Source organism: Curtobacterium sp. MCBD17_019 (assembly GCF_003234555.1).
In the GTDB taxonomy this organism is placed as follows: Bacteria; Actinomycetota; Actinomycetes; order Actinomycetales; family Microbacteriaceae; genus Curtobacterium.
In genome coordinates, this window is record NZ_QKTT01000027.1 from 1 (window position 1) to 19,242 (window position 19,242).

The following is a 19,242-nucleotide window of genomic DNA, read 5'->3' on the forward strand; positions in this document are numbered from 1 at the left end:
CGGGAAGGGTCGGTGCGGCGGACATCGGTGCTCCTGGTGCTCGGTGTGCGGTGGTGCGTCGTGCTGCTGCGTTCCGGCCGGTGCTGCGGCAGAACGTGGCTCCACTGTGCAGGCGCCCGTGGGGAGGGTCCACTCGCGTTCCGTCGTGTTACGGCGGAGTCCCTCGGGCGAGCGCGGGGCGGGCGGTGTCCCTCGGGCGAGCGCGGGTTGGGCGGTGTCCCTCGGGTGAGCGCTCCACGAACGGGGGACTTGGCCGGCCCGCGACGGCGGTGCACGATGATCCAGCCCACCGCCCCGCCCGTCCCTCGGGCCCACACCGGAGAAGACCGATGCCGTTCGTCCCCACCCTCACGGAACCGTTCCGCACCCAGCTCGTCGCTGCCGCTTCCGCGCGCGCCGCTGACCCGACGACCACCACCGCCTTCGTCGACTTCGTGCGACGCGAGTACCACGCGACGCAGGACTTCGAGCGCACCGCCGACGTCGCCGCGATCTGGGCGGCGTTCACGCACGTCCGCCCCGCGCGGTCCGTCCCGTCCGTGGCCACCGCGTCCGCCGCCTGACCGCAGCGGGCCGCCTGACCGCAGCGGGCAGCTGCGGTGCCGCGGGCCGCGGCGTGTTCCGTCCGCGCCCGCCGGGATCGGTCGACAACTCAGGACCGGGCCTCCCGGTCGGGAGGCGCGGCGCGGGTTCCGCACGATCCTCCTGATTCGTCGACCGAGGGGGGCCGGGCCGGGGTCAGCGGGGGCCGGTGCCGTCGCGGCGAGCACCGGCCAGCGCCGGTCCGGGCGGCTGCTCGCGGGCGCGCGCCTGCACACCGGTGCCTGTCGACAACTCAGGACCGGGCCTCCGGGCCGGGAGGCGCGGCGCCGGTTCCGCACGATCCTCCTGATTTGTCGACCAGCGACGGGGGCTTGCCAAGCGCCGCGCGCCCACGGCCCGTGGCCCGCACCACGGGCGGGCCCGCATCCCGGGTAACGAGCATGTGAACGGACCCAGGGAGACGACCCCAGAACGGGGCACGCGACGGGGAGGCCCGGGCCGGCTCGAGCGCGTCCCCCGGCTCCCGGAGAACGCACGTCCTCCGGACGCTGCCGAGGGGGGCAGGACGAGTTCGGAAGCGCCCCGAACGGGGTACAAAGCCGGAGGGGTCGGAGGTCAGGGTCCGTCGATCGCGACCACGATGACGCCCGTGCCACGGAACCGGCCACAGGTCGCCGCGCCGCACAGCGCGCAGTCGGTCCCGCGCCGGTAGTGCTCGTGGGCCTGCCGCTCGTGTCCGCAGACGCACCGCTCGCGGGGGTCGACGTCGCGACGTGCCATCGGGTCCTCCGGGCGTGGTGGAACTGGGCGGGGCGGATGGTTCGACCAGGTCGGCCGTTGTCGATCCTATCCGCCGGACTCGCCCCTCATCGGGGGGCGATCGGGGGACAACTCGGGTGCTCATGGGGGTTCCCGGAGAACGGTCGCTCCCCGTCCGTGAGGAGCCCGGACCGCGCCCGTCCTCCAGGAGTCCGGCCCGGTGCCGCAGACGCCGACCCGCGTGTACCCCGACCGCGCAGGGTGGACAGAGGGCTCTTGTCCCTCGGGGGCGGGGAGCGTATGTTCCTGCTCACCACCACCCTTACCCGAGGGTGGCGAGGATCAGCTCCGGCCGGTCGGTTGCTCACCCGAGAACCCGAACCCGAACCGCCGACCGTGTCGACGTTGATCCACGCTGCACCACGAGGGCAGAAGGCTGCCCTCGCCGACCCTTCCCTGGCCGGCCGTACCGACCCGTCGGTGCGGGTCGATCGCGGAGGGGTCCAGACCGGCTCCCGAGGCCGGTCGTCACCCGAACCCGAAAAGTGGACACAGCATGAACCCGAACTTGCCTGCGCCCCTCAACGCCCCGATCCCGGCGGAACCGACGATCAGCATCGTCATCCCGGCACGGAACGAGGCGAAGAACCTGGCGCTCGTCCTGCCCACCCTGCCGCCGGTGCACGAGGTCATCCTCGTGGACGGCGACTCGATCGACGGCACCGCCGCGACCGCGAAGGCCGTCATGCCCGACATCCGCGTCGTGTCCCAGACCCGGCGCGGCAAGGGCAACGCCCTCGCCTGTGGTTTCGCCGTGGCCACGGGTGACGTCATCGTCATGTTCGACGCCGACGGTTCCGCCGACCCCACCGAGATCCCGCGCTTCGTCGAGGCGCTGGTGGCCGGGGCCGACGTCGCCAAGGGCTCGCGCTTCCGCCTCGGCGGTGGCAGCGAGGACATCACCGGCGTCCGTCGCGTGGGGAACGCCGGGCTCAACGTCCTGACGAACCTGCTGCTCGGCACCGACTACACGGACCTGTGCTACGGCTTCAACGCGTTCCGGCGGTCCGTGCTCCCGCACCTCGACCTGCCCGCCGTCGACGCCGCGCCCGCGGCCGACGGTCGGATGCTCTGGGGCGACGGGTTCGAGATCGAGACGATCATCAACTGCCGGATCGCGTTCGCCGACCTGGCCGTCGTCGAGGTCCCGAGCGTCGAACGACTGCGGATCCACGGCGAGAGCAACCTCAACGCCGTGTCGGACGGCTTCCGCGTGCTCAAGACGATCCTCGACGAGCGCACGCGCGGCCTGGCCGCTCACCGCGTCGCCCGGACCGCCGCGAGGACCAGATCGGTGCACCCCGCCGTGGGCGCGATCGCGGTGCCGGCGCGTCAGCGTCGGGACGTCGCGTGACGGTGTGGAACCCCGCCGTCAGCGTCGTCGTCTGCGCGTACACGCAGCGACGGTGGGGTGACCTCCAGGACGCCGTCGACTCCGCGCTCCTCCAGCCGGAGGCCACCGAGGTCGTCGTCGTCATCGACCACGAGCCGGAGCTCCTCCGGATGGCGCAGACGCGCTGGCCGCACCTCACGGTCGTGGCGAACCGTGGTCCCCAGGGTCTGTCCGGTGCTCGGAACACCGGCATGCACGTCGCGTACGGAGACGTCGTCGCGTTCCTCGACGACGATGCCACCGCGGCCGAGGACTGGCTCCGTCATCTCGTCGCCCCGTTCACCGACCCGAAGGTGATCGCGGTCGGCGGGCGGGCGGAGCCGGTCTGGCCCGCGGGTGCCCGTTCGGCGATGTACCCCGACGAACTCCTCTGGATCGTCGGCTGCAGCCACCGTGGCCTCCCCGAGGAGCTCGCCGAGGTCCGCAACGTCCTCGGCTGCTCGATGGCGTTCCGGCGTCGTCCGGCGCTGGCCGCGGGCGGCTTCGACACCGACACCGGTCGCGTCGGCGCGGTCCCGCTCGGCGGCGAGGAGACCGAGCTCTGCATCCGCCTCCGGCAGCAGGACCCGGAGGCGCGCATCCTGCTCGACCCCCGAGCCGTCGTGCACCACCGGGTGAGTGCCGACCGCGCCACGTGGTCGTACGTCCGCAGTCGGAGCTACCACGAGGGCATCTCGAAGGCGATCCTGGGCCGCAAGCTCGGCCGCGAGGACGCCCTGTCCAGCGAGACCGCCTACGCCGCGCACGTGCTGCCCGCCGCCCTCGTCCGCGAACTCGGCCAGGTGGGGCGCGGTGGTGCGCGCCGCATCGCTGCGATCGCCCTCATGGCGGCGGCGACGATCGCGGGGTACCTGCGCGCGGCACGGGCGACGCCGACGCTCGGTGCCGCCACGGTCCTCCCGTCCGTCCCCATGGCGACCGCACCCGCGTCATCCGTTCCGGCCCTCCCGTCCGTCGGTCTGGAGGCGCGACACCCGTCCCCCCCGCAGCTCCGCGGCGAGGTGGTGTCCGGGTGAGCGACCAGGTCCTCACGCCCGCCGTGTCGACGCCGGCACGCACGACCATCGGTCGTCGCGTGACGCTCGACTCGATCTGGATCCTCGCCGGCTACGCCGTGACGAGCGCCTCCGGGTTCGTGTTCTGGGTGGTCGCGGCGCGGATCATCCCGCCGGGGAGGCTCGGCGTCGACACCGCGATCTTCTCGATCTTCACGGCCGCGGCGCAGGTCGCGGCGTCCGGGATCGGGGACGCCCTGCTCGTCATGTTGCCGGGGCTGCGTCGTTGGCGCCGACCGCTCTACCGCGTCGGCGTCCTGACCGCGGTGCTCGTCGCGACGGTCGCCGGGGTCGTCGCGGGCGTGCTCGTCGTCCGGTTCGTCGACCCCGCCGCCCCCGCGTGGTCGGTCGTGCTCGGCGTCACGCTCTCGAGCGTCGTGTGGACGCTGTTCGTCCTCAAGGACCCGGTGCTCACCTCGCTCGGTGGGGCCCGGCTCAACCTGACGATGAACGGTCCGGTCAACCTCGCCAAGCTCGCGCTCATCCCGGTGCTCGTCGCACTGGTCGGCGCGGTCGGCAACCCCGTGCTCGTCGCCGCGGTCCTCCCGGCGGCCGGGGCGCTCGTCGTCGCCTACGGGATCCTGATCCCCCGGAGGATGCGCACGTTCGTCCCGGTCGTCGGGAACGCCGCGGAGCCGGGCCCGGAGGGCGCTCCCGCGTCCACCGACGAGGAGCGGCCGTTCCGCCGGTTCGCCGCCTTCGCGGGCCGGGTCGGCGTCGCGAACGGCCTGTACCTCGGTGGGGTGCTCATCATGCCGTTCCTCGTGACGACCGTCGCGGGCAGCGCGCAGGGCGCCCTGTTCGCGCTGTGCTTCCAGATCGGGCAGGTGCTCGACCTCGTCGTCATCGCGATCGGCACCTCCATGGCGACCCACGCGTCCACGAACCGCAGCGAGGCGGGCGCGCTCGCGTTCCGCACCTGGATCGCCGTGGTGACCATCGTCGGGCTCGGGGTGGTCGCCCTCGTCGCGCTCGCGCCGTTCGTCCTCGGTCTCCTCGGGCACTACTACGTCGCCGCCGGCGGCGTGGCGGTGCTCAGCACGCTCGCGATCGGCTCCGTGCTGCGGACGGCGTACGAGGTGTGGGGGTCCATGCAGCGATCGCTGCACCGCACCACCGCGGTCCTCGTCGTGAGCGCGTCGTCGACCGTCGTCCTCGTGCCCGTCGCGATCCTGTGCATCGGCGCCTGGGGTGCGCTCGGCGGGGCCATCGCGATGGTCGTCACCACGGTCGGCCTCGCCACGGTCGGGTTCGTCGGGCTCCTCCGCGCCCGACGCGCGCCGGGCACGGGCCGACACAGCGCCGTCGCCTCGCCCGCCCCGATCGCGGGAGGCGCCGCGTGACCATCGGAACCGACCGCGTGCTGCACCGTCCCATGACGAGCCCCGTTCCTCCCGTGTGGGCCGGCGCACTCTGGGTCGGCGACCTCGACGTCCGCGAGCTCGACGACGTCGTCGCCCGGGACACCGAGGTGCTGCGGCTCGACGGCGCCGAGGGCTACCGGGGCGCCCGGCTCCTCGTCCGTCGCGGCGACACGGTGCTCGGCTTCGTCGAGGTCCCGGTCGTGGCCGGGGGCCTCGCGATCCCGGTGCTCGCCGACGCGGCCGCGCGGTTCGACCGGGGTGCCGCGGAACGCGCGGAGTCCTCGGCGCCGGACACCACCGCGACGACCGTGACCGTCGTGATCTGCACCCGCGACCGGGCCGACCAGCTCCGGGACGCCCTGCGGAGCGTGCTCGCGGTCGACCATCCGGTGTTCGACGTCGTCGTGGTGGACAACGCGAGCGCGACGACGGCCACCGCGGACCTCATCGCGAACGAGTTCACGGACCCGCGTGTGCGCCTCGTGCACGAGGCGGTCCCGGGGCTGTCGAGCGCACGGAACACGGGCCTCCGACACGCGACGGGCGACGTCGTCGCGTTCACGGACGACGACGTCGTGGTCGATCCGGGTTGGTTGACGGCGATCACCCGCGCCTTCGCGAGCGCGCCGGACGTCGAGTGCGTGTCGGGACTCGTGCCGAGCGGCGAACTCAGGACCCCGGTGCAGCGGTACTTCGACGACCGCGTGTCCTGGTCCCGGAACCTGCGTCGCCGCGAGTTCCGGCTCGCCGAGCAGCCCGCCGACCTGCCGATGTTCCCGTTCTCGGTCGGCGAGTTCGGCACGGGCGCGAACTTCGCCCTCCGTCGGCGCACCGCCCTGGAGCTCGGCGGGTTCGACACGGCGTTCGGCGCCGGGACCCGCACGGGCGGCGGCGAGGACCTCGACGTGTTCACCCGGGTGCTGTTCGCCGGCGGGGCGCTCGTCGTCGACCCGTCCGCGCTCGTGTGGCACCGCCACCGCTCCGACCTGGCGGCGCTCCGGTCGCAGGCGAAGGGCTACGGCGTCGGGCTCGGCGCGTGGCTGACGAAGGTGGCTCTCGAGCCCCGCATGGCGGCCCGCGCTGCCCGTCGTGCGCCCCAGGCCTTCGTCCGGCTCGTCGGCAAAGGCGCCGGCGGGCTGGCGGAGGGACCCGAACACGCCGTCGGCGGCACGGACGCGAGTCCGCCGCCGACGGTGGGGTCCGCTCCCGCCGGCAGTGTGACCGCGATGTTGATGGGCTCGACCGCCGCGGCCGTTCCGACCACCGCCGGTTCGACCGCCGCGACGGCCCTGAGCGAGCCCACGGCGCTCGCCGCGACCCCGACGCACGAGGAGCTCGCCCGCGAGGTCCGCCGCGTCGGTCGGCTCGAACTCGCGAGCGTCCTGCTCGGTCCCGCCCGGTTCCTCCGGCAGCGGTGGGACGGAGCGACCGTCCTCGACCCCGCGTCGCGCACCGCGGTGACCGACGCCGGCGCGCCGGCCACGGCCTCGACCATGCCGATCCGACGCCCCACCCCCTGGGGCATCGTCGCGGCGCTCGTCGCCCTCGTCGGGCTGACCGCACTCGTGCCCGACACCGCGGAGTGGTGGCGCGGCATCGCCGTCGTCGCCCTCGTGCTCGTCGGACCGGGCGCGGCCCTGCGGACCTGGGTCGACATGCGACCCTCGACGACCGTCGTGGTGGTGCCCGCGACGGGCATCGCGGTCACGATCCTCCTCACCGCTGCCATGGCGGCCACGGGCATCTGGGGCGTGGACGGGGCGCTCGTCGTGATCGCACTCCTGACCGCCGCCGGCGGCCTCGACCGGTGGGTCCTCGCGGGACGGCGACCCGAACGCCGCACCGCCCATCGGTCGAGGGTCCCGCGGTTCGAACGCTGGCTCACCGAACGGGCCACCGTCGTCCGTGGCCGCCTGCGTCCCGTGCGCCGCCACGGACGCGCCGAGGAGGGAGCCTCGTCGTGACGACACCGACCCTCCTCCTCGCGGGCCTGCGGGCCACCGGGTTCCGGTCCGCCAGCGTCACCGTTCCGCGGTCGCGCGCGCACGTCGTCGTGGCGACCCGGCTCGTCGTCGTGGCGGCACTCGTGGTGGCGGTGGTGTCGATCCCCGCGATCCCGTCCGCGACGCACACCACCCTCGGGCTGCTGTTCGCCGGCGTGCCCGGCGTGCCGATCGCGATCGGCCTGTCCGGCCTCGGGTTCGTGCTCGCGGTCCGGTCGGGCTCCGTGGTGGACGCGTGGGCGGCGACCGTCGTGTCGGTGCTGTGCATGCGCCTCCCGATCGCCCTCGGGGCCGGTGCGCCGATCTACAGCTGGACCTACAAGCACCTCGGGGTCGTCGACTGGATCCAGCACCACGGGCACGTCGCCACGGGGGTCGACATCTACGCGGGGTGGCCCGGTGTGTTCGCGGCGATCGCGTGGTTCTCGACCGCCACGGGGATCTCGCCGGTGTCGATCGCGCAGTGGTTCGAGGTCGGCGCGGACATCGCCCTCGTCGGCGCCGTCGGCGCCCTCGCACGGTCCCTCGGGACGTCGCGACTGAGCGCCGTCACCGCCGCGTTCATCGTCGGCGTCGCGAACTGGGTCGGCCAGGACTACCTGTCTCCGCAGGCCGTGTCGTTCCTCCTCGGGATCGTCATCGTCACACTCCTGGTCCGCAGCCGCACGCGTCCGGTGCTCGGATGGCTGACCCTGCCCCTGTTCGCCGCGATCGCGGTGTCCCACCAGTTGACGCCGTACTGGCTGCTCGTCGTCGCGGCCGCGTTCGGCGTGCTCGGCACGGTCCGGCCGCGGACGATCGTCGTCCCGTTCGGGATCCTCGCCGGCCTCATGGTGCTGCTCAACTGGCACCTCGTGCAGGAGTACACGACGGGGCAGGCGTTCGACCCGCTTGCGAACGCGCAGACCGCGTCGACCGGTGCCGGCAGCATCGGCATGACGGTGACGGCACTCGCGGCGCGGGCGGTGTCCCTCGGGGTGTGGGCGTCGGCGGGACTGCTCGTCCTCGCCGGGCTCCGTCCCGACCGCTTCGGCGGCACACGGCTCCGCCGCTGGAGCACCCTCCGGCTGGCGGTGGTCGCCTTCGCGCCGTTCGCGCTCCTCGCCGGGCAGAGCTACGGCGGCGAGGCCATCTACCGCGTGTTCCTGTACTCCGTCCCCGGCTGCGCCGTCCTCATCGCGCCGGTGCTCGTCCGGTGCATCCGCGCGGGCCTCCGTGGCCGCGGTGGGGTGCGGACGGGAGGCGCGGCACACGACCGCCGGTCCACGAGCGCCGTGCTCGCCGGTCGCCTCGCCCTGACGGGGACGGCGGTCGCCGTCGTCGTGGCGTCGCTCGCATCCGGGCAGGCGGTCTACGGTGCCTGGTTCTCCAACCTCGTGACGCCGGCCGAACTCAGCGTCAGCACGCAGCTGCTCGAGACCGCGCCCGTGCCGTCCCAGCTCCTCGCGCCGGCCGCCGCCGGACCCGGGCGGATGACGGAGCAGTACGTCGACCAGGCGCGCGTGGACCCGCAGTTCGACGCGAGCATGACGACCTGGGCGGGGTGGGCCGGACAGTCCTTCCGGGACCCGGCCGTCGAGCAGAAGCTCACCACGGCCCTCCGGGGCGGCGGGCGCCCGGTCTACATGCTCATCACGGACCAGATGGTCGACTGGGCCGAGTACAACGGCACGTACCCCCACGGCGCGCTGCAGCGGCTCAGCGGACAGATCGCTGCGGACCCGCGCTGGACCACCGTCGTGTCGGCGCCCGGCGTGGTGCTGTACCGGCTGACGGGGACGACCTCGTGACCGCGATCGCGCGTCGTCCGGACCCCGCGCTGCCGACACCGACGGCCGTCCGCGTGGGCGCTCCCGCCACCGAGCGGCGGTGGGAGGACGCTCGTGCCGACCCCGACACCTGACGCGTTCCCCGTCGCCCGGATCGTCGAGCACGGCGGGGTGCCCCTCCACGACCGCACCACGCGACACGGCGGGACGGCTCGGCACGGGGGTTCGGCGCTCGCGCGTGCCTCGGACGGCGGGCGCACGATCCCGGTCCCACGGCGGCGTCGCCCCCTGCTGTGGATCGTCGTGCTCGCCGGGGTGGTCGTCGTGGCGCTCGTCGTCGCCTGGGCCGTCCGGCCAAGAGGAGGAGACCCGGTGACCCAGCCCGCGCCGACCCCGAACGGGACACCGTCCTCGACCCCGAGCCCATCCGGAGTCGTGCGCGACGACTTCGACGGCACCGCGGGGTCTCCGCCCGACCCGTCCGTCTGGACCGCACAGACCGGAGCCGGTGGCTGGGGCAACGGCGAACTGCAGACCTACCAGGCGGCGAACGGCGTGCTCGACGGCAGCGGGCACCTCGTGCTCACCGCGCACGTCGGGGGCACCCCCGCCACGCCGACCTACACCTCGGCCCGGCTGACCACCGCGGGCAAGTTCTCGTTCACGACCGGCACGCTGTCCGCCCGGATCGAGCTGCCCGACGGCCAGGGGCTCCTGCCCGCGTTCTGGTTGCTCGGCTCGGACGTCGACCACGTCGGATGGCCCGCGGCCGGTGAGGTGGACATCGTCGAGACGCCGAACACCACCGCGGACTCGGTGCACACGGTCCACGCGCCGAGCACCACCTCGGACACCCAGGACGTCGCGTCGAGCACGACCGTCCACCACAGCACACCGCTGAGCGACGGCTTCCACGTGTACTCGGTGTCGCGCACCGCCGACAGCATCACGACCGCCATCGACGGTCACACTGCGATGCGCATCACCCGCTCCACCGCGCCGCCGACCATGCGCTGGGTGTTCGACCAGCCGATGGACGTCCTGTTCAGCCTCGCCGTCGGCGGGAACTGGCCCGGTCCGCCGGACGCGTCCACCCCCACGACGTCACGGATGGTCATCGACTGGATCCAGGTGGATCCCCGAGCCTGACGATCGTGGTTGGCTCGGGGCATGCCCATCGTGTCGACCCCCGTCGCCGACCTCGAGTACCACGACGACGGACCGGCCGACGGCACCCCGGTCCTGCTGCTCCACGGGTTCCCCGACACGCCCGCGACCTGGGACGGTGTGCTCGCGCTCCTGCCCGACGACGTCCGGGCGATCCGGCCGATGCTCCGCGGGGTGGGTGCGAGCCGGGTCCGTGACGACGCCGCCGACGCCCGGTCCGGTCAGGTCGCCGCGCTCGCCGCCGACGTCCTCGACCTGGCCGACGCGCTCCGACTCGATCGGTTCCTGCTCGCCGGGCACGACTGGGGCGCCAGGGCCGCGCACGCCGTCGCCGTGCTCGCTCCCGAGCGACTCACCGGACTCGTCACGATCGCGACGCCGTACGGGGACCGGGGACACCTGAGCGCCGCGGAACGACTCGACGACGCCGCGGTCGCCTGGTACCGGTACTGGCTCTGCACCGAGGCCGGCGCGCGGGCCTTCCGCACCGACCCCACCGCGCTCGTCCGATGGGCCTGGGCCAACTGGTCCCCCTCGCTCCGGCTCGACCCCACCGAGGAGCAGGCCATGCTCGGGGCGTTCGACACGGACGAGTTCGCCGCCGACGTCGTGCACTACTACCGACACGGTGCGGGCGAGGCGCCCGGCTCGCCCCGGTACGCCTCGACCCAGGCGCTCCTCGACACGTGGCCGGCGATCACGGTGCCGACGACCTTCCTCATCGGCACGGCCGACGGGTGCGAGGCCCTGCCCGCAGCCCGGGGCAACGAGGCGTCCTTCGCGATCGGACGCGACCTCGTCGAGCTCCCCGGCGTGGGCCACTTCGTCCAGCGTGAGGACCCCGTCGCCGTCGCCGCCGCGGTCCGCGCACACCTCGACCGCGTGCGCCGCGCCACCGGCGCCTGAGGGGCCCCCGCACCGTGCGCAGCATCGAGCTCGTCTTCGACGACGCCACCGACGGCGCCCTCCGTGCCGGGTGGCGGGCCCTGGTCGACGCGGGGCTCCCGAGCCTCGCGCTCCATGACAGCCCGTCGAACCGGCCGCACGTGACCCTGGTGGCCGGGCCGACGCTGGAACCGGTGCCGTCCCTCCCGGCCGTTGCCGCCACCCACCCTGGCGAGGTGCGGTTCGGCGGTCTCACCCTGTTCCCGGCCGCCCGCGGGCGGTTCGTGCTCGTGCGCGCCGTCGTCGTGTCCGAGGCACTCGGCGCGTTCCACCGCCGCGTCCACGAGGTCGTACCCGGGGGCCTCCCGACGAGCCTGCCGGACGCCTGGTCGCCACACGTCACCATCGCGCGACGCCTGCCGCCCGAGGCGCTCCCCGCCGCGGTCTCCGCGCTCGCGGCGGTCCCCGTGCCCGAGTTCGGCGCGGTCGCCGGCGTCCGGTTCTGGGACGGGGACGAGCGGGTGGTGACGCCCCTCACCGGTGTGTGAGGCGCGACCGCGTGACCGCGTGACCGCGCGGCCGCGCGACCGCACGGACTCCCGGCCGTGTGACCGCGTGACCGCGTGACCGCGTGACCGCGCGACCGCGCGGACTCCCGGCCGTGTGGCCGCGCGACCGGGCGGACTCCCGGCCGTGTGACCGCGCGACCGGGCGGACTCCCGGCCGTGTGACCGCGTGTGTCGACAACGCAGGAAGAGGCCGTCTCCGGCGGCGCCGGGCCTCCGCTCCGGACCTGCGTTCCTGCGTTGTCGACGGGGCGCTGGGGTTCGAGGCAGCTGCTGTTGCTCCGGTCCGTTCCGTCCGCCCACCCCGTCCGTTGGCTTCTCCCGTTCGCTCCTCCCGTTCGCTCCGCTGCCACGTGGACAACGCAGGAAGACCGCGTTCACTCGGGGGTCGGGTCCCGGCAGCGGCACCATTTTCCTGCGTTGTCGACGGGTCGCTGCCGCCCCGAGGCGGGTGCCGTTCCTCCGGGTCGTTTCCACCGTTCGCTGTGACCGCTCGCTGCGATCGTGCGCTGCGCACGGTTCGCTCCGCTGTCGTGTCGAGAACGCAGGACGACGGCGTCGCCGGTGGGGTGAGGGCTTTGCTCCGGGCTTGGGTTCCTGCGTTGTCGACGGGTCGCTGCGGCCCTGAGGCGGGTGCCGTTCCTCCCGGGCGCTTTCATCGTCCGCTGCGATCGTGCGCTGCGCACGGTTCGCTCCGCTGTCGTGTCGAGAACGCAGGAAGACGGCGTCGCCGTTGAGGGGGCGCTTCGCCATTCGCGCCGATTTCCTGATTCATCGACGGTCGGGATGCGACGGGATGCGACGGGACGGGACGGGACGGGACTGGGCAGGGTGGGAGGCGCGGTGCCGGCAGGGCGGGAGGCGCGGCACGGGAGGCGCGACCGGACGGGAGGCGCGGCGCGACCGGACCGGAGGCGCGGCGCGACCGGACCGGAGGCGCGACCGGACCGGAGGTGCGGCGGGCGCGACCGGACAGGAGGCGCGGTGCCGACGAGCGGCACGTGACGCCGGGACAACGGGTGCGGTCCGGCCACCGAGGCCGGGTCGGGAGGCGCCTCAGACCCCGAGGACGCGCTCGCCGAACGCGGACGCGAACCGCCGTTCCGGGTCGATCCGGGCGACGAGGGACCGGAACGCGGGGAGCCGTGGGTAGAGCGCCGCGATGGCATCCGGCCCGAGGGACGACATCTTGCCCCAGTGGGGCCGTGCATCGAACGGGACGAGCGCGGCCTCGATGTCCGGCAGCAGCGCGGCGACCTCGTCGACGTGACGACGCCAGGTGAACGCGATGCACAGCGTCGCGGACCCCTGACCGGGGCTGAGCCACAGGTCGTCAGGAGCGGTGGTCCGGAGCTCCGCGACGTGGAGGTGCGGGCGGATGCGGTCGCCGAGCGCGTGGACGGCGTCGAGTGCCTCGGCGGCCCGGTCGAGCGGCACGAAGTGCTCACTCTGGATCTCGGACCCGACCGACGGCACCGTGCCCACGGTGAAGTGGGGGAGGCGGTCCCACCATGGTCCGGGCGTGCCGTCGCGGGCCGTGCGGTGGTCGTCACCCGGTAGCGGCGGCAGGCGATGTGCGCCGACGATGGCCTCGGGCACGGCGACGTCGTCGGCGCCGTCGGGGATCCGCGTCTTCACGAGGACCTCGCGCACCGTGCCGTCCCAGTTCGTGAAGCAGCACACGCTCGTCCCGGCGGCGAAGACCTCGCGCACGGACCCGAGGAACGCCGTCCAGGGGATCGCGCCGTATGCGTCCTGGCGCATCCGGTAGGTGGGCTCGACGTCCAGTGTGATCCGGGTGACGACCCCGAGGAGGCCCAGGTGGAGCACCGCGCCCGCGTGCTCCGGGTCGCCTCGGACGATCCGGTGCAGGGTGCCGTCCCCGCCGACGAACTCGAGACCGGCGACCGCTGACGACAACGACCCGAGGCGGGTGCCGGAGCCGTGCGTTCCGGTGGCGGTGGCACCTCCGACCGAGATGTGCGGCAGCGAGCCCATGTTGTGGAGCGCGAGACCCGCGGCGTCGAGCGCGGGTGCGACGTCGCCGTACCGCGTGCCGGCGCCGAGCGTCACCGTCCGGCGGTCCGGCGCGATCTCCAGGTCGGCGGGGATCGCCGTGACGTCCACGAGCACGCCCGGTCCGTCGGCGACGTCGTTGAACGAGTGGCGGGTGCCGATGCCGCGCACCCGTTCGGCTCCCGACACGAGTTCCTGCACGGCCTCGATCGAGGTGGGGCGTTCGATGCGCTCGGCGGTGTACGTGTAGGTGCCCGCCCAGTTCAGCTCGCTCGTCATCGCGCCCATGGGGGTCACCCTCTCATGCGACGGGAGGCGTCGGTCCGTCCGACCCGTCGGACCCGTCGGACCCGTCGGTCAGACGGACAGACGGGTCGTGTCGGTCGCGTGTCGGTCGCAGCGCAGCGCAGCGCGTCGGTCGGTCGGTCGGTCGGTCGGTCGGTCGGTCGCACCGAGGGTCAGTGCGTGGGCGAGGGCACGAGGCCCGGCGCGAGCTCCGGCTTGCGAACCATCGCGGAGGCGGCGATGCCGAACAGCGAGATGATCGCGCCGACGAGGAACGCCGTCCGGACGCCGGCTGCGGTCGCATCGACCGAGACCGCCGAGCTCGCGCCCCCACCCGCGGCAGCGGTGCCGATCGCCATGAGGGTGACGAAGAGGGCGGTCCCCGCAGCCCCTGCCAGTTGCTGAGCCGTTCCGAGCAGCGCCGACCCGTGCGAGTACAGGTCGGGCGTGAGTCCACCGAGTCCCGCAGTGAACAACGGCGTGAAGGTGAGCGCGAGCCCGATGCTGAGGAGCACGTGCGCCGCGAGCACGAACCACACGCTCGTCGTCGGACTGAGCATCGTGAACATCCACAGCACGACGCTCACGAGGACCGCGCCCGGCACCGCGAGCACCTGCGCGCCGTGCTGGTCGTACAGCCGCCCGACCACCGGCGAGAGCAGACCCATGACGAGCCCGCCGGGCAGGAGCAGCAGACCGACCTGCAGGACGGGCAGCCCGAGCACGGTCTCGAGGTAGATCGGCAGCAGGATCAGCGTGCCGAACATGGCGATCATCGCGATGCACATGGCGATGATCGCGATGGTGAACGTCCGCACCCGGAACGTCCGCAGGTCGAGCAGCGCGCGGTCCCGTCGCTGCAGGGACCGTTGCCGCGCGATGAACCCCACGAGCGCGACGAGTCCGACCGTGAGCGCGACGACGGGAGCCCAGATGCCCCCGCTGCCGATCGTCGCGATGCTGGACAGGCCGTACACGATCCCGCCGAAGGCGAACGCGGACACGATGACGGACCCGACGTCGAGTGGGACGCGTCGTGGCGTGGAGACGTTCCGCACCTTGAGGAGCCCGATGACCAGGGCCGCGAGCGCGATCGGGAGGACGAAACCGAACATGGACCGCCATGTGAACGACTGCAGGATGAGCCCCGAGATCGTGGGCCCGATCGCCGGCGCCACCGAGATCACGATCGAGATGTTGCCCATCACGCGGCCACGGCGCTGCGGCTCGACGAGAGTCAGCACGGTCGTCATGAGCAGGGGCATCATGATCGCCGTTCCGCTCGCCTGCACGACCCGGCCGACGAGCAACACCGGGAACCCCGGCGCGAGCAGGGCGATCACGGTGCCCGCCGAGAACAGGCTCATCGCCCATGTGAACACGGGCCGCGTCGGGAACCGCTCGAGCAGGAACCCGGTGATCGGGATCACGACCGCCATGGTCAACATGAACCCGGTGGTGAGCCATTGCCCCGTCGTCGCGCTGATGTCCAGGTCCGTCATGAGCCGCGGGAGGGCCACGCCCATGATCGTCTCGTTCAGGATGACGACGAACGCGGAGACGAGCAGGAGTCCGATGACCAGGCGCGCGGTCGCCGGGGACGTCGACGACGGCCCGGCTGGCTCGGAACGAGCGCTGGTGATGACGGTGGCGGCGTCGGGATCGGCCATGGACCGAGGCTAGCGGCCTCCTGTGACATCGGACAGGGTCAGCTGGACGTCCGGGGAGCCCGGGGCCAGCGCGGCGACGCTCAGCGCGCGACCGCGTCGAACGACCGCAGCCGGAACAGCCCGAGCAGCGTCCCGACGACGACCGCGGCGGCGAACACCACGCCCGTCGCGGTCAGTCCGACGGCATGGCTGAGCAGCCCCGCCGCGACGGCGGGGACGGCGATCGCCAGGTACGCCACCACGAAGTACGTGGTCGTCGTCGCGGTGCGGTCCGCTGCCGCCGTGGCGCCCGTGACGGTCCGGAGGCCCGCCATGAACAGGAGGCCCTGCCCGGCCCCGGCGAGGACTGCGGACGCGATGAGGGTGGGCAGCGACGCGGCGAGCAGAGCGACGACGAGCACCGCCATGCCGACGACGAGGCCGACCGTCCCGACGAGGACGAGTGCCCGGTTCGAGAGGGGACGGAGCGACACCTGCGCCGCCGCGGAGGCGCCGAACAGCAGGAACGTCACGGTCCCGACGACCGCGGGCGAGTGCACCCCGATGACCGTGCCGACGAAGTTCGGCGCGATCGACGAGAACAGCCCGCACACCGCGAACCCCGTCACGGCCCCGATGGCGGCCGCGCCGAAGACCGACCGGGTCTCCGACGGGACGCGCGGCGGTTGCAGCCGGAACGGCGTCCGCTCGCCGGCGGTCTCGCGCATCGCGAGCAGGGCGAACCCCGCGATGACGAGCAGTCCGGCGTGCACCACGTACGGCGCGCGGAGGGGCCACGGGGTGACGGTCGCGACCACGCCCGCCATGAGCATGCCGAGTCCGAGCCCGCCGATGTTCCCCGCGGTGGCGAGCGCTCCGGCGAGCTTCTCGCGGCCCCGGGGGGCGGCCTCGAGCACCGCGACCGTGGCGGTGGACGTGAAGATGCCCGCGGAGAACCCCGAGAGCACGCGCCCCGCGTACAGGAGCCACTCGGGGGTGCCGACCGTGAACAGCCCCGCCGAGAGCAGGGACAGCACGATGCCGACGAGGAGCGCCGGTCGTCGGCCGATCGTGTCGGACAGACGCCCGACGACCACGAGCGCGAGGATCACGCCGCCGGCGTAGACCGCGAACAGCACGGTCGTCGCGGCGCTGCCGAAGCCGAAGTGCGCCTCGTAGGTCGGGTAGAGGGGCGTCGGGATGGTCGTCCCCATCATGACGGCGGTGAAGACGTAGACGGCGGCGACGAGTCCGGGCACCCGTTCGACCGTACTCGGCGGCGTCAGTGCAGGATGTCGAACGACCCGCCGTTGGCGTGGGGCACGACCGAGCGCACCGCGACGTCGGTGACGGTGGCCGACGGCGGCCCGACGTGGAGGAGCTCCATGAGCGTGTCGACCGCGGTCTCCGGTCCCTCGGCCTCCACCTCGACCGTCCCGTCGAACAGGTTGCGTGCGTACCCGGCGAGCTCGAGCCCGTCCGCCTTCCGTGCGGTCCAGTAGCGGAATCCGACCCCCTGGACCGATCCGGACACGACGGCGTGCATCCTCGTGATCGGTGTCATGCCGCCCACTGTAGGAGCGGCGCGTTTCATGGCCGTCACGGCCCGTTTTCGTCGCGGTGACGATCCGGCCGCACCTCTGCCGATTCGCGTCCGCGGAGGGATGGGGTCATACTGACCTCATCAGTTCGGGTCACTCCGACCAGAACCCGATGGACCAGGATCGTGATGACCACACCGGACCACGGCATCCGCGTCGCCGTGTCGACGGTCATCGTGGCGCTCCGACGGCACCCCGAGACGGGCGAACTCGCGCTGGCGATGCCCCTGGTCCGCCGCGTGACCGAGCCGTTCGAGGGGTCCTGGGCGCTGCCCGGTGGATGGGTCGGCGTCGACGAGGGCCTCGAGGAGTCCGCGGCCACCCGGCTGTTCGAGACCACCCGCGTGCAGCCCCGGTACCTCGAGCAGCTGTACGCCTTCGGCGACGTCGACCGATCGCCGGACCGGGTGGTCTCGATCGTCTACTGGGCGCTCGTCCGCGGCGACGAGACGCCCGGTGTGCCCGACGACTGGAACGTCCGCTGGTTCTTCGCCGAGCACCTGCCACGACTCGCCTTCGACCACGACCGCATCGTCGACTACGCGCTGTGGCGCCTGCGGAACAAGGTCGGCTACTCGCGGATCGCCCAGGCGTTCCTCGGCGACCGGTTCACGCTCGCCGAGCTCCGCAGCGTCCACGAGGCGATCCTCGGCCGCCGCCTGGACCCGGCGAACTTCCGCCGGCAGGTGGCCCAGTCGGACGCGATCGTCGCGACCGACGAGCTGTCCTCGGGAGGCCGTCACCGGCCGGCGCGCCTGTACCGCTCCAACCCCCTCCTCGCCTTCGCCGACAACGGGCCCCTCGGATCCGACCGGCCCCCAGCACCACCGACGGGAACCTGATGTCCATCGCAACCACCATCGACCTCATCTCGAACGGTCGCGCGGCCGGCAGCACCTGCACGCCCGACCTCGCCGCTCCCACCTGGACCTTCGATGCCCGGCCCGGCTACGGTCCCGGGTCCTCGATGTCCGACCTCATCCCCACCTCGGCGCCGCGCCAGGGCGTGATCCCGGAGGAGTACCGGACCGCGCCGGAGGCCGAGCTGCACGCCCGGATCGAGGCCGCCAAGGCCACCCTCGGCGATCGGGTCGTCGTGCTCGGGCACTTCTACCAGCGCGACGAGGTCGTGCGACACGCGGACGTCCTCGGCGACTCCTTCCAGCTCGCGAACGCCGCGCTCACCCGTCCCGACGCCGAGGCGATCGTGTTCTGCGGCGTGCACTTCATGGCCGAGACCGCGGACGTCCTCGCCCGCCCCGAGCAGCACGTCATCCTGCCGAACCTCGCCGCCGGGTGCTCGATGGCGGACATGGCCGACATCGACAGCGTCGAGGCGGCCTGGGAGCAGCTCGAACTCCTGTACGGCACCGAGCCCGACGCCGACGGCCGCGTGCCGGTGATCCCGGTCACCTACATGAACTCGGCGGCGGACCTCAAGGCGTTCTGCGGTCGTCACGGCGGCATCGTCTGCACGTCCTCGAACGCCGCGACCGTCCTCGAGTGGGCGTTCGAGCGCGGCCAGCGCGTCCTGTTCTTCCCGGACCAGCACCTCGGGCGGAACACCGCGAAGGCGATGGGGGTCAGCACCGACCGCATGCCGATGTGGAACCCCCGGAAGCCGCTCGGCGGCAACGACGCCGCAACGCTCCAGGCGGCCCAGGTCGTCCTGTGGCACGGGTTCTGTTCCGTGCACCGCCGGTTCACCGTCGAGCAGATCGAGCAGGCGCGCGCCGCCGATCCCGACGTCGTCGTGGTCGTGCACCCCGAGTGCCCGATGGAGGTCGTCGACGCCGCGGACGTCGCCGGCAGCACCGACCTCATCCGCAAGGTCGTCGCCGCGGCCGAGGAGCCCACGACCTTCGCGATCGGCACCGAGATCAACATGGTGAACCGGCTGGCGGCCGAGTTCCCGCAGCACGACATCTCCTGCCTCGACCCCGTGGTGTGCCCGTGCTCGACGATGTACCGGATCCACCCGGGCTACCTCGCATGGGTGCTCGAGGCGCTGGTCCGCGGCGAGGTCCTCAACGAGGTCCGCGTCCCGGACGACATCGCGGCCGACGCGCGGGTCGCGCTCGAGCGCATGCTCGCCGCACGCCCCCGCCCCCTCGCGCCCGCTCGCCC

General features: G+C 73.3%; 16 protein-coding genes. 11 read left to right on the forward strand and 5 right to left on the reverse strand.

Going from position 1 to position 19,242, the window contains the following annotated elements:
* Positions 1–329: 329 nt before the first annotated feature.
* On the forward strand, positions 330–563 hold the full coding sequence (locus DEI82_RS15625; protein WP_111011648.1) for a hypothetical protein: 234 nt from the start codon (positions 330–332) through the stop codon (positions 561–563).
* 595 nt (positions 564–1,158) lie between these two features.
* Here the strand turns inward: DEI82_RS15625 and DEI82_RS16335 are convergent.
* Positions 1,159–1,323, reverse strand: a complete 165-nt coding sequence (locus DEI82_RS16335; RefSeq protein ID WP_181434970.1) for a hypothetical protein — start codon at positions 1,321–1,323, stop codon at positions 1,159–1,161.
* Positions 1,324–1,858: 535 nt separating this feature from the next.
* On the opposite strand from DEI82_RS16335, the gene DEI82_RS15630 reads away from it, so the two are divergent.
* The 8 genes from DEI82_RS15630 (at position 1,859) to DEI82_RS15665 (ending at position 11,546) form a co-directional block, all read left to right on the forward strand.
* Positions 1,859–2,716 carry a glycosyltransferase family 2 protein gene (locus DEI82_RS15630; protein ID WP_111037549.1) on the forward strand — a complete coding sequence of 286 codons (858 nt, stop codon included), beginning with the start codon at positions 1,859–1,861 and terminating at the stop codon, positions 2,714–2,716.
* On the forward strand, positions 2,713–3,771 hold the full coding sequence (locus tag DEI82_RS15635) for a glycosyltransferase family 2 protein (RefSeq protein WP_181435255.1): 1,059 nt from the start codon (positions 2,713–2,715) through the stop codon (positions 3,769–3,771). The genes DEI82_RS15630 and DEI82_RS15635 overlap by 4 nt, the downstream gene beginning before the upstream one ends.
* Complete coding sequence (locus DEI82_RS15640; protein WP_111037551.1) at positions 3,768–5,153, forward strand: lipopolysaccharide biosynthesis protein; 1,386 nt, start codon at positions 3,768–3,770, stop codon at positions 5,151–5,153. The genes DEI82_RS15635 and DEI82_RS15640 overlap by 4 nt, the downstream gene beginning before the upstream one ends.
* Positions 5,150–7,138 (forward strand): glycosyltransferase family 2 protein, encoded by a 1,989-nt coding sequence (locus DEI82_RS15645; protein WP_220037291.1) that lies wholly within the window; start codon positions 5,150–5,152, stop codon positions 7,136–7,138. The genes DEI82_RS15640 and DEI82_RS15645 overlap by 4 nt, the downstream gene beginning before the upstream one ends.
* Complete coding sequence (locus DEI82_RS15650; RefSeq protein WP_111037552.1) at positions 7,135–8,967, forward strand: hypothetical protein; 1,833 nt, start codon at positions 7,135–7,137, stop codon at positions 8,965–8,967. The genes DEI82_RS15645 and DEI82_RS15650 overlap by 4 nt, the downstream gene beginning before the upstream one ends.
* 93 nt (positions 8,968–9,060) lie before the next feature.
* The gene (locus DEI82_RS15655) at positions 9,061–10,095 is read left to right on the forward strand and encodes a glycoside hydrolase family 16 protein (protein ID WP_111037553.1); all 1,035 of its coding nucleotides are present in this window, start codon (positions 9,061–9,063) and stop codon (positions 10,093–10,095) included.
* Positions 10,096–10,116: 21 nt separating this feature from the next.
* The gene (locus tag DEI82_RS15660) at positions 10,117–11,019 is read left to right on the forward strand and encodes an alpha/beta fold hydrolase (RefSeq protein ID WP_111037554.1); all 903 of its coding nucleotides are present in this window, start codon (positions 10,117–10,119) and stop codon (positions 11,017–11,019) included.
* A 14-nt stretch (positions 11,020–11,033) separates the two neighbouring features.
* Positions 11,034–11,546 carry a 2'-5' RNA ligase family protein gene (locus DEI82_RS15665; RefSeq protein ID WP_111037555.1) on the forward strand — a complete coding sequence of 171 codons (513 nt, stop codon included), beginning with the start codon at positions 11,034–11,036 and terminating at the stop codon, positions 11,544–11,546.
* Between the two features lie 1,074 nt (positions 11,547–12,620).
* On the opposite strand, the gene DEI82_RS15670 is transcribed toward DEI82_RS15665, so the two are convergent.
* The 4 genes from DEI82_RS15670 to DEI82_RS15685 form a co-directional block, all read right to left on the reverse strand.
* Entirely contained in the window at positions 12,621–13,868 is a 1,248-nt protein-coding gene (locus tag DEI82_RS15670) for an FAD-binding protein (protein WP_111037556.1), read from the reverse strand.
* A gap of 170 nt (positions 13,869–14,038) precedes the next feature.
* Positions 14,039–15,535: a DHA2 family efflux MFS transporter permease subunit gene (locus DEI82_RS15675; RefSeq protein ID WP_111037557.1), complete on the reverse strand. Its 1,497-nt coding sequence runs from the start codon at positions 15,533–15,535 to the stop codon at positions 14,039–14,041.
* An 80-nt stretch (positions 15,536–15,615) separates the two neighbouring features.
* On the reverse strand, positions 15,616–16,773 hold the full coding sequence (locus DEI82_RS15680; protein WP_220037292.1) for an MFS transporter: 1,158 nt from the start codon (positions 16,771–16,773) through the stop codon (positions 15,616–15,618).
* Between the two features lie 23 nt (positions 16,774–16,796).
* Complete coding sequence (locus DEI82_RS15685) at positions 16,797–17,078, reverse strand: acylphosphatase (protein WP_258370229.1); 282 nt, start codon at positions 17,076–17,078, stop codon at positions 16,797–16,799.
* 165 nt (positions 17,079–17,243) lie between these two features.
* On the opposite strand from DEI82_RS15685, the gene DEI82_RS15690 reads away from it, so the two are divergent.
* Together DEI82_RS15690 and nadA are read left to right on the forward strand one after the other, a co-directional pair.
* The gene (locus tag DEI82_RS15690) at positions 17,244–17,957 is read left to right on the forward strand and encodes an NUDIX domain-containing protein (RefSeq protein WP_111037558.1); all 714 of its coding nucleotides are present in this window, start codon (positions 17,244–17,246) and stop codon (positions 17,955–17,957) included.
* Positions 17,957–19,242 (forward strand): quinolinate synthase NadA (nadA, locus tag DEI82_RS15695; RefSeq protein WP_111037559.1); only part of this gene is annotated, 1,286 nt, incomplete at its 3' end. The genes DEI82_RS15690 and nadA, both read left to right, overlap by 1 nt.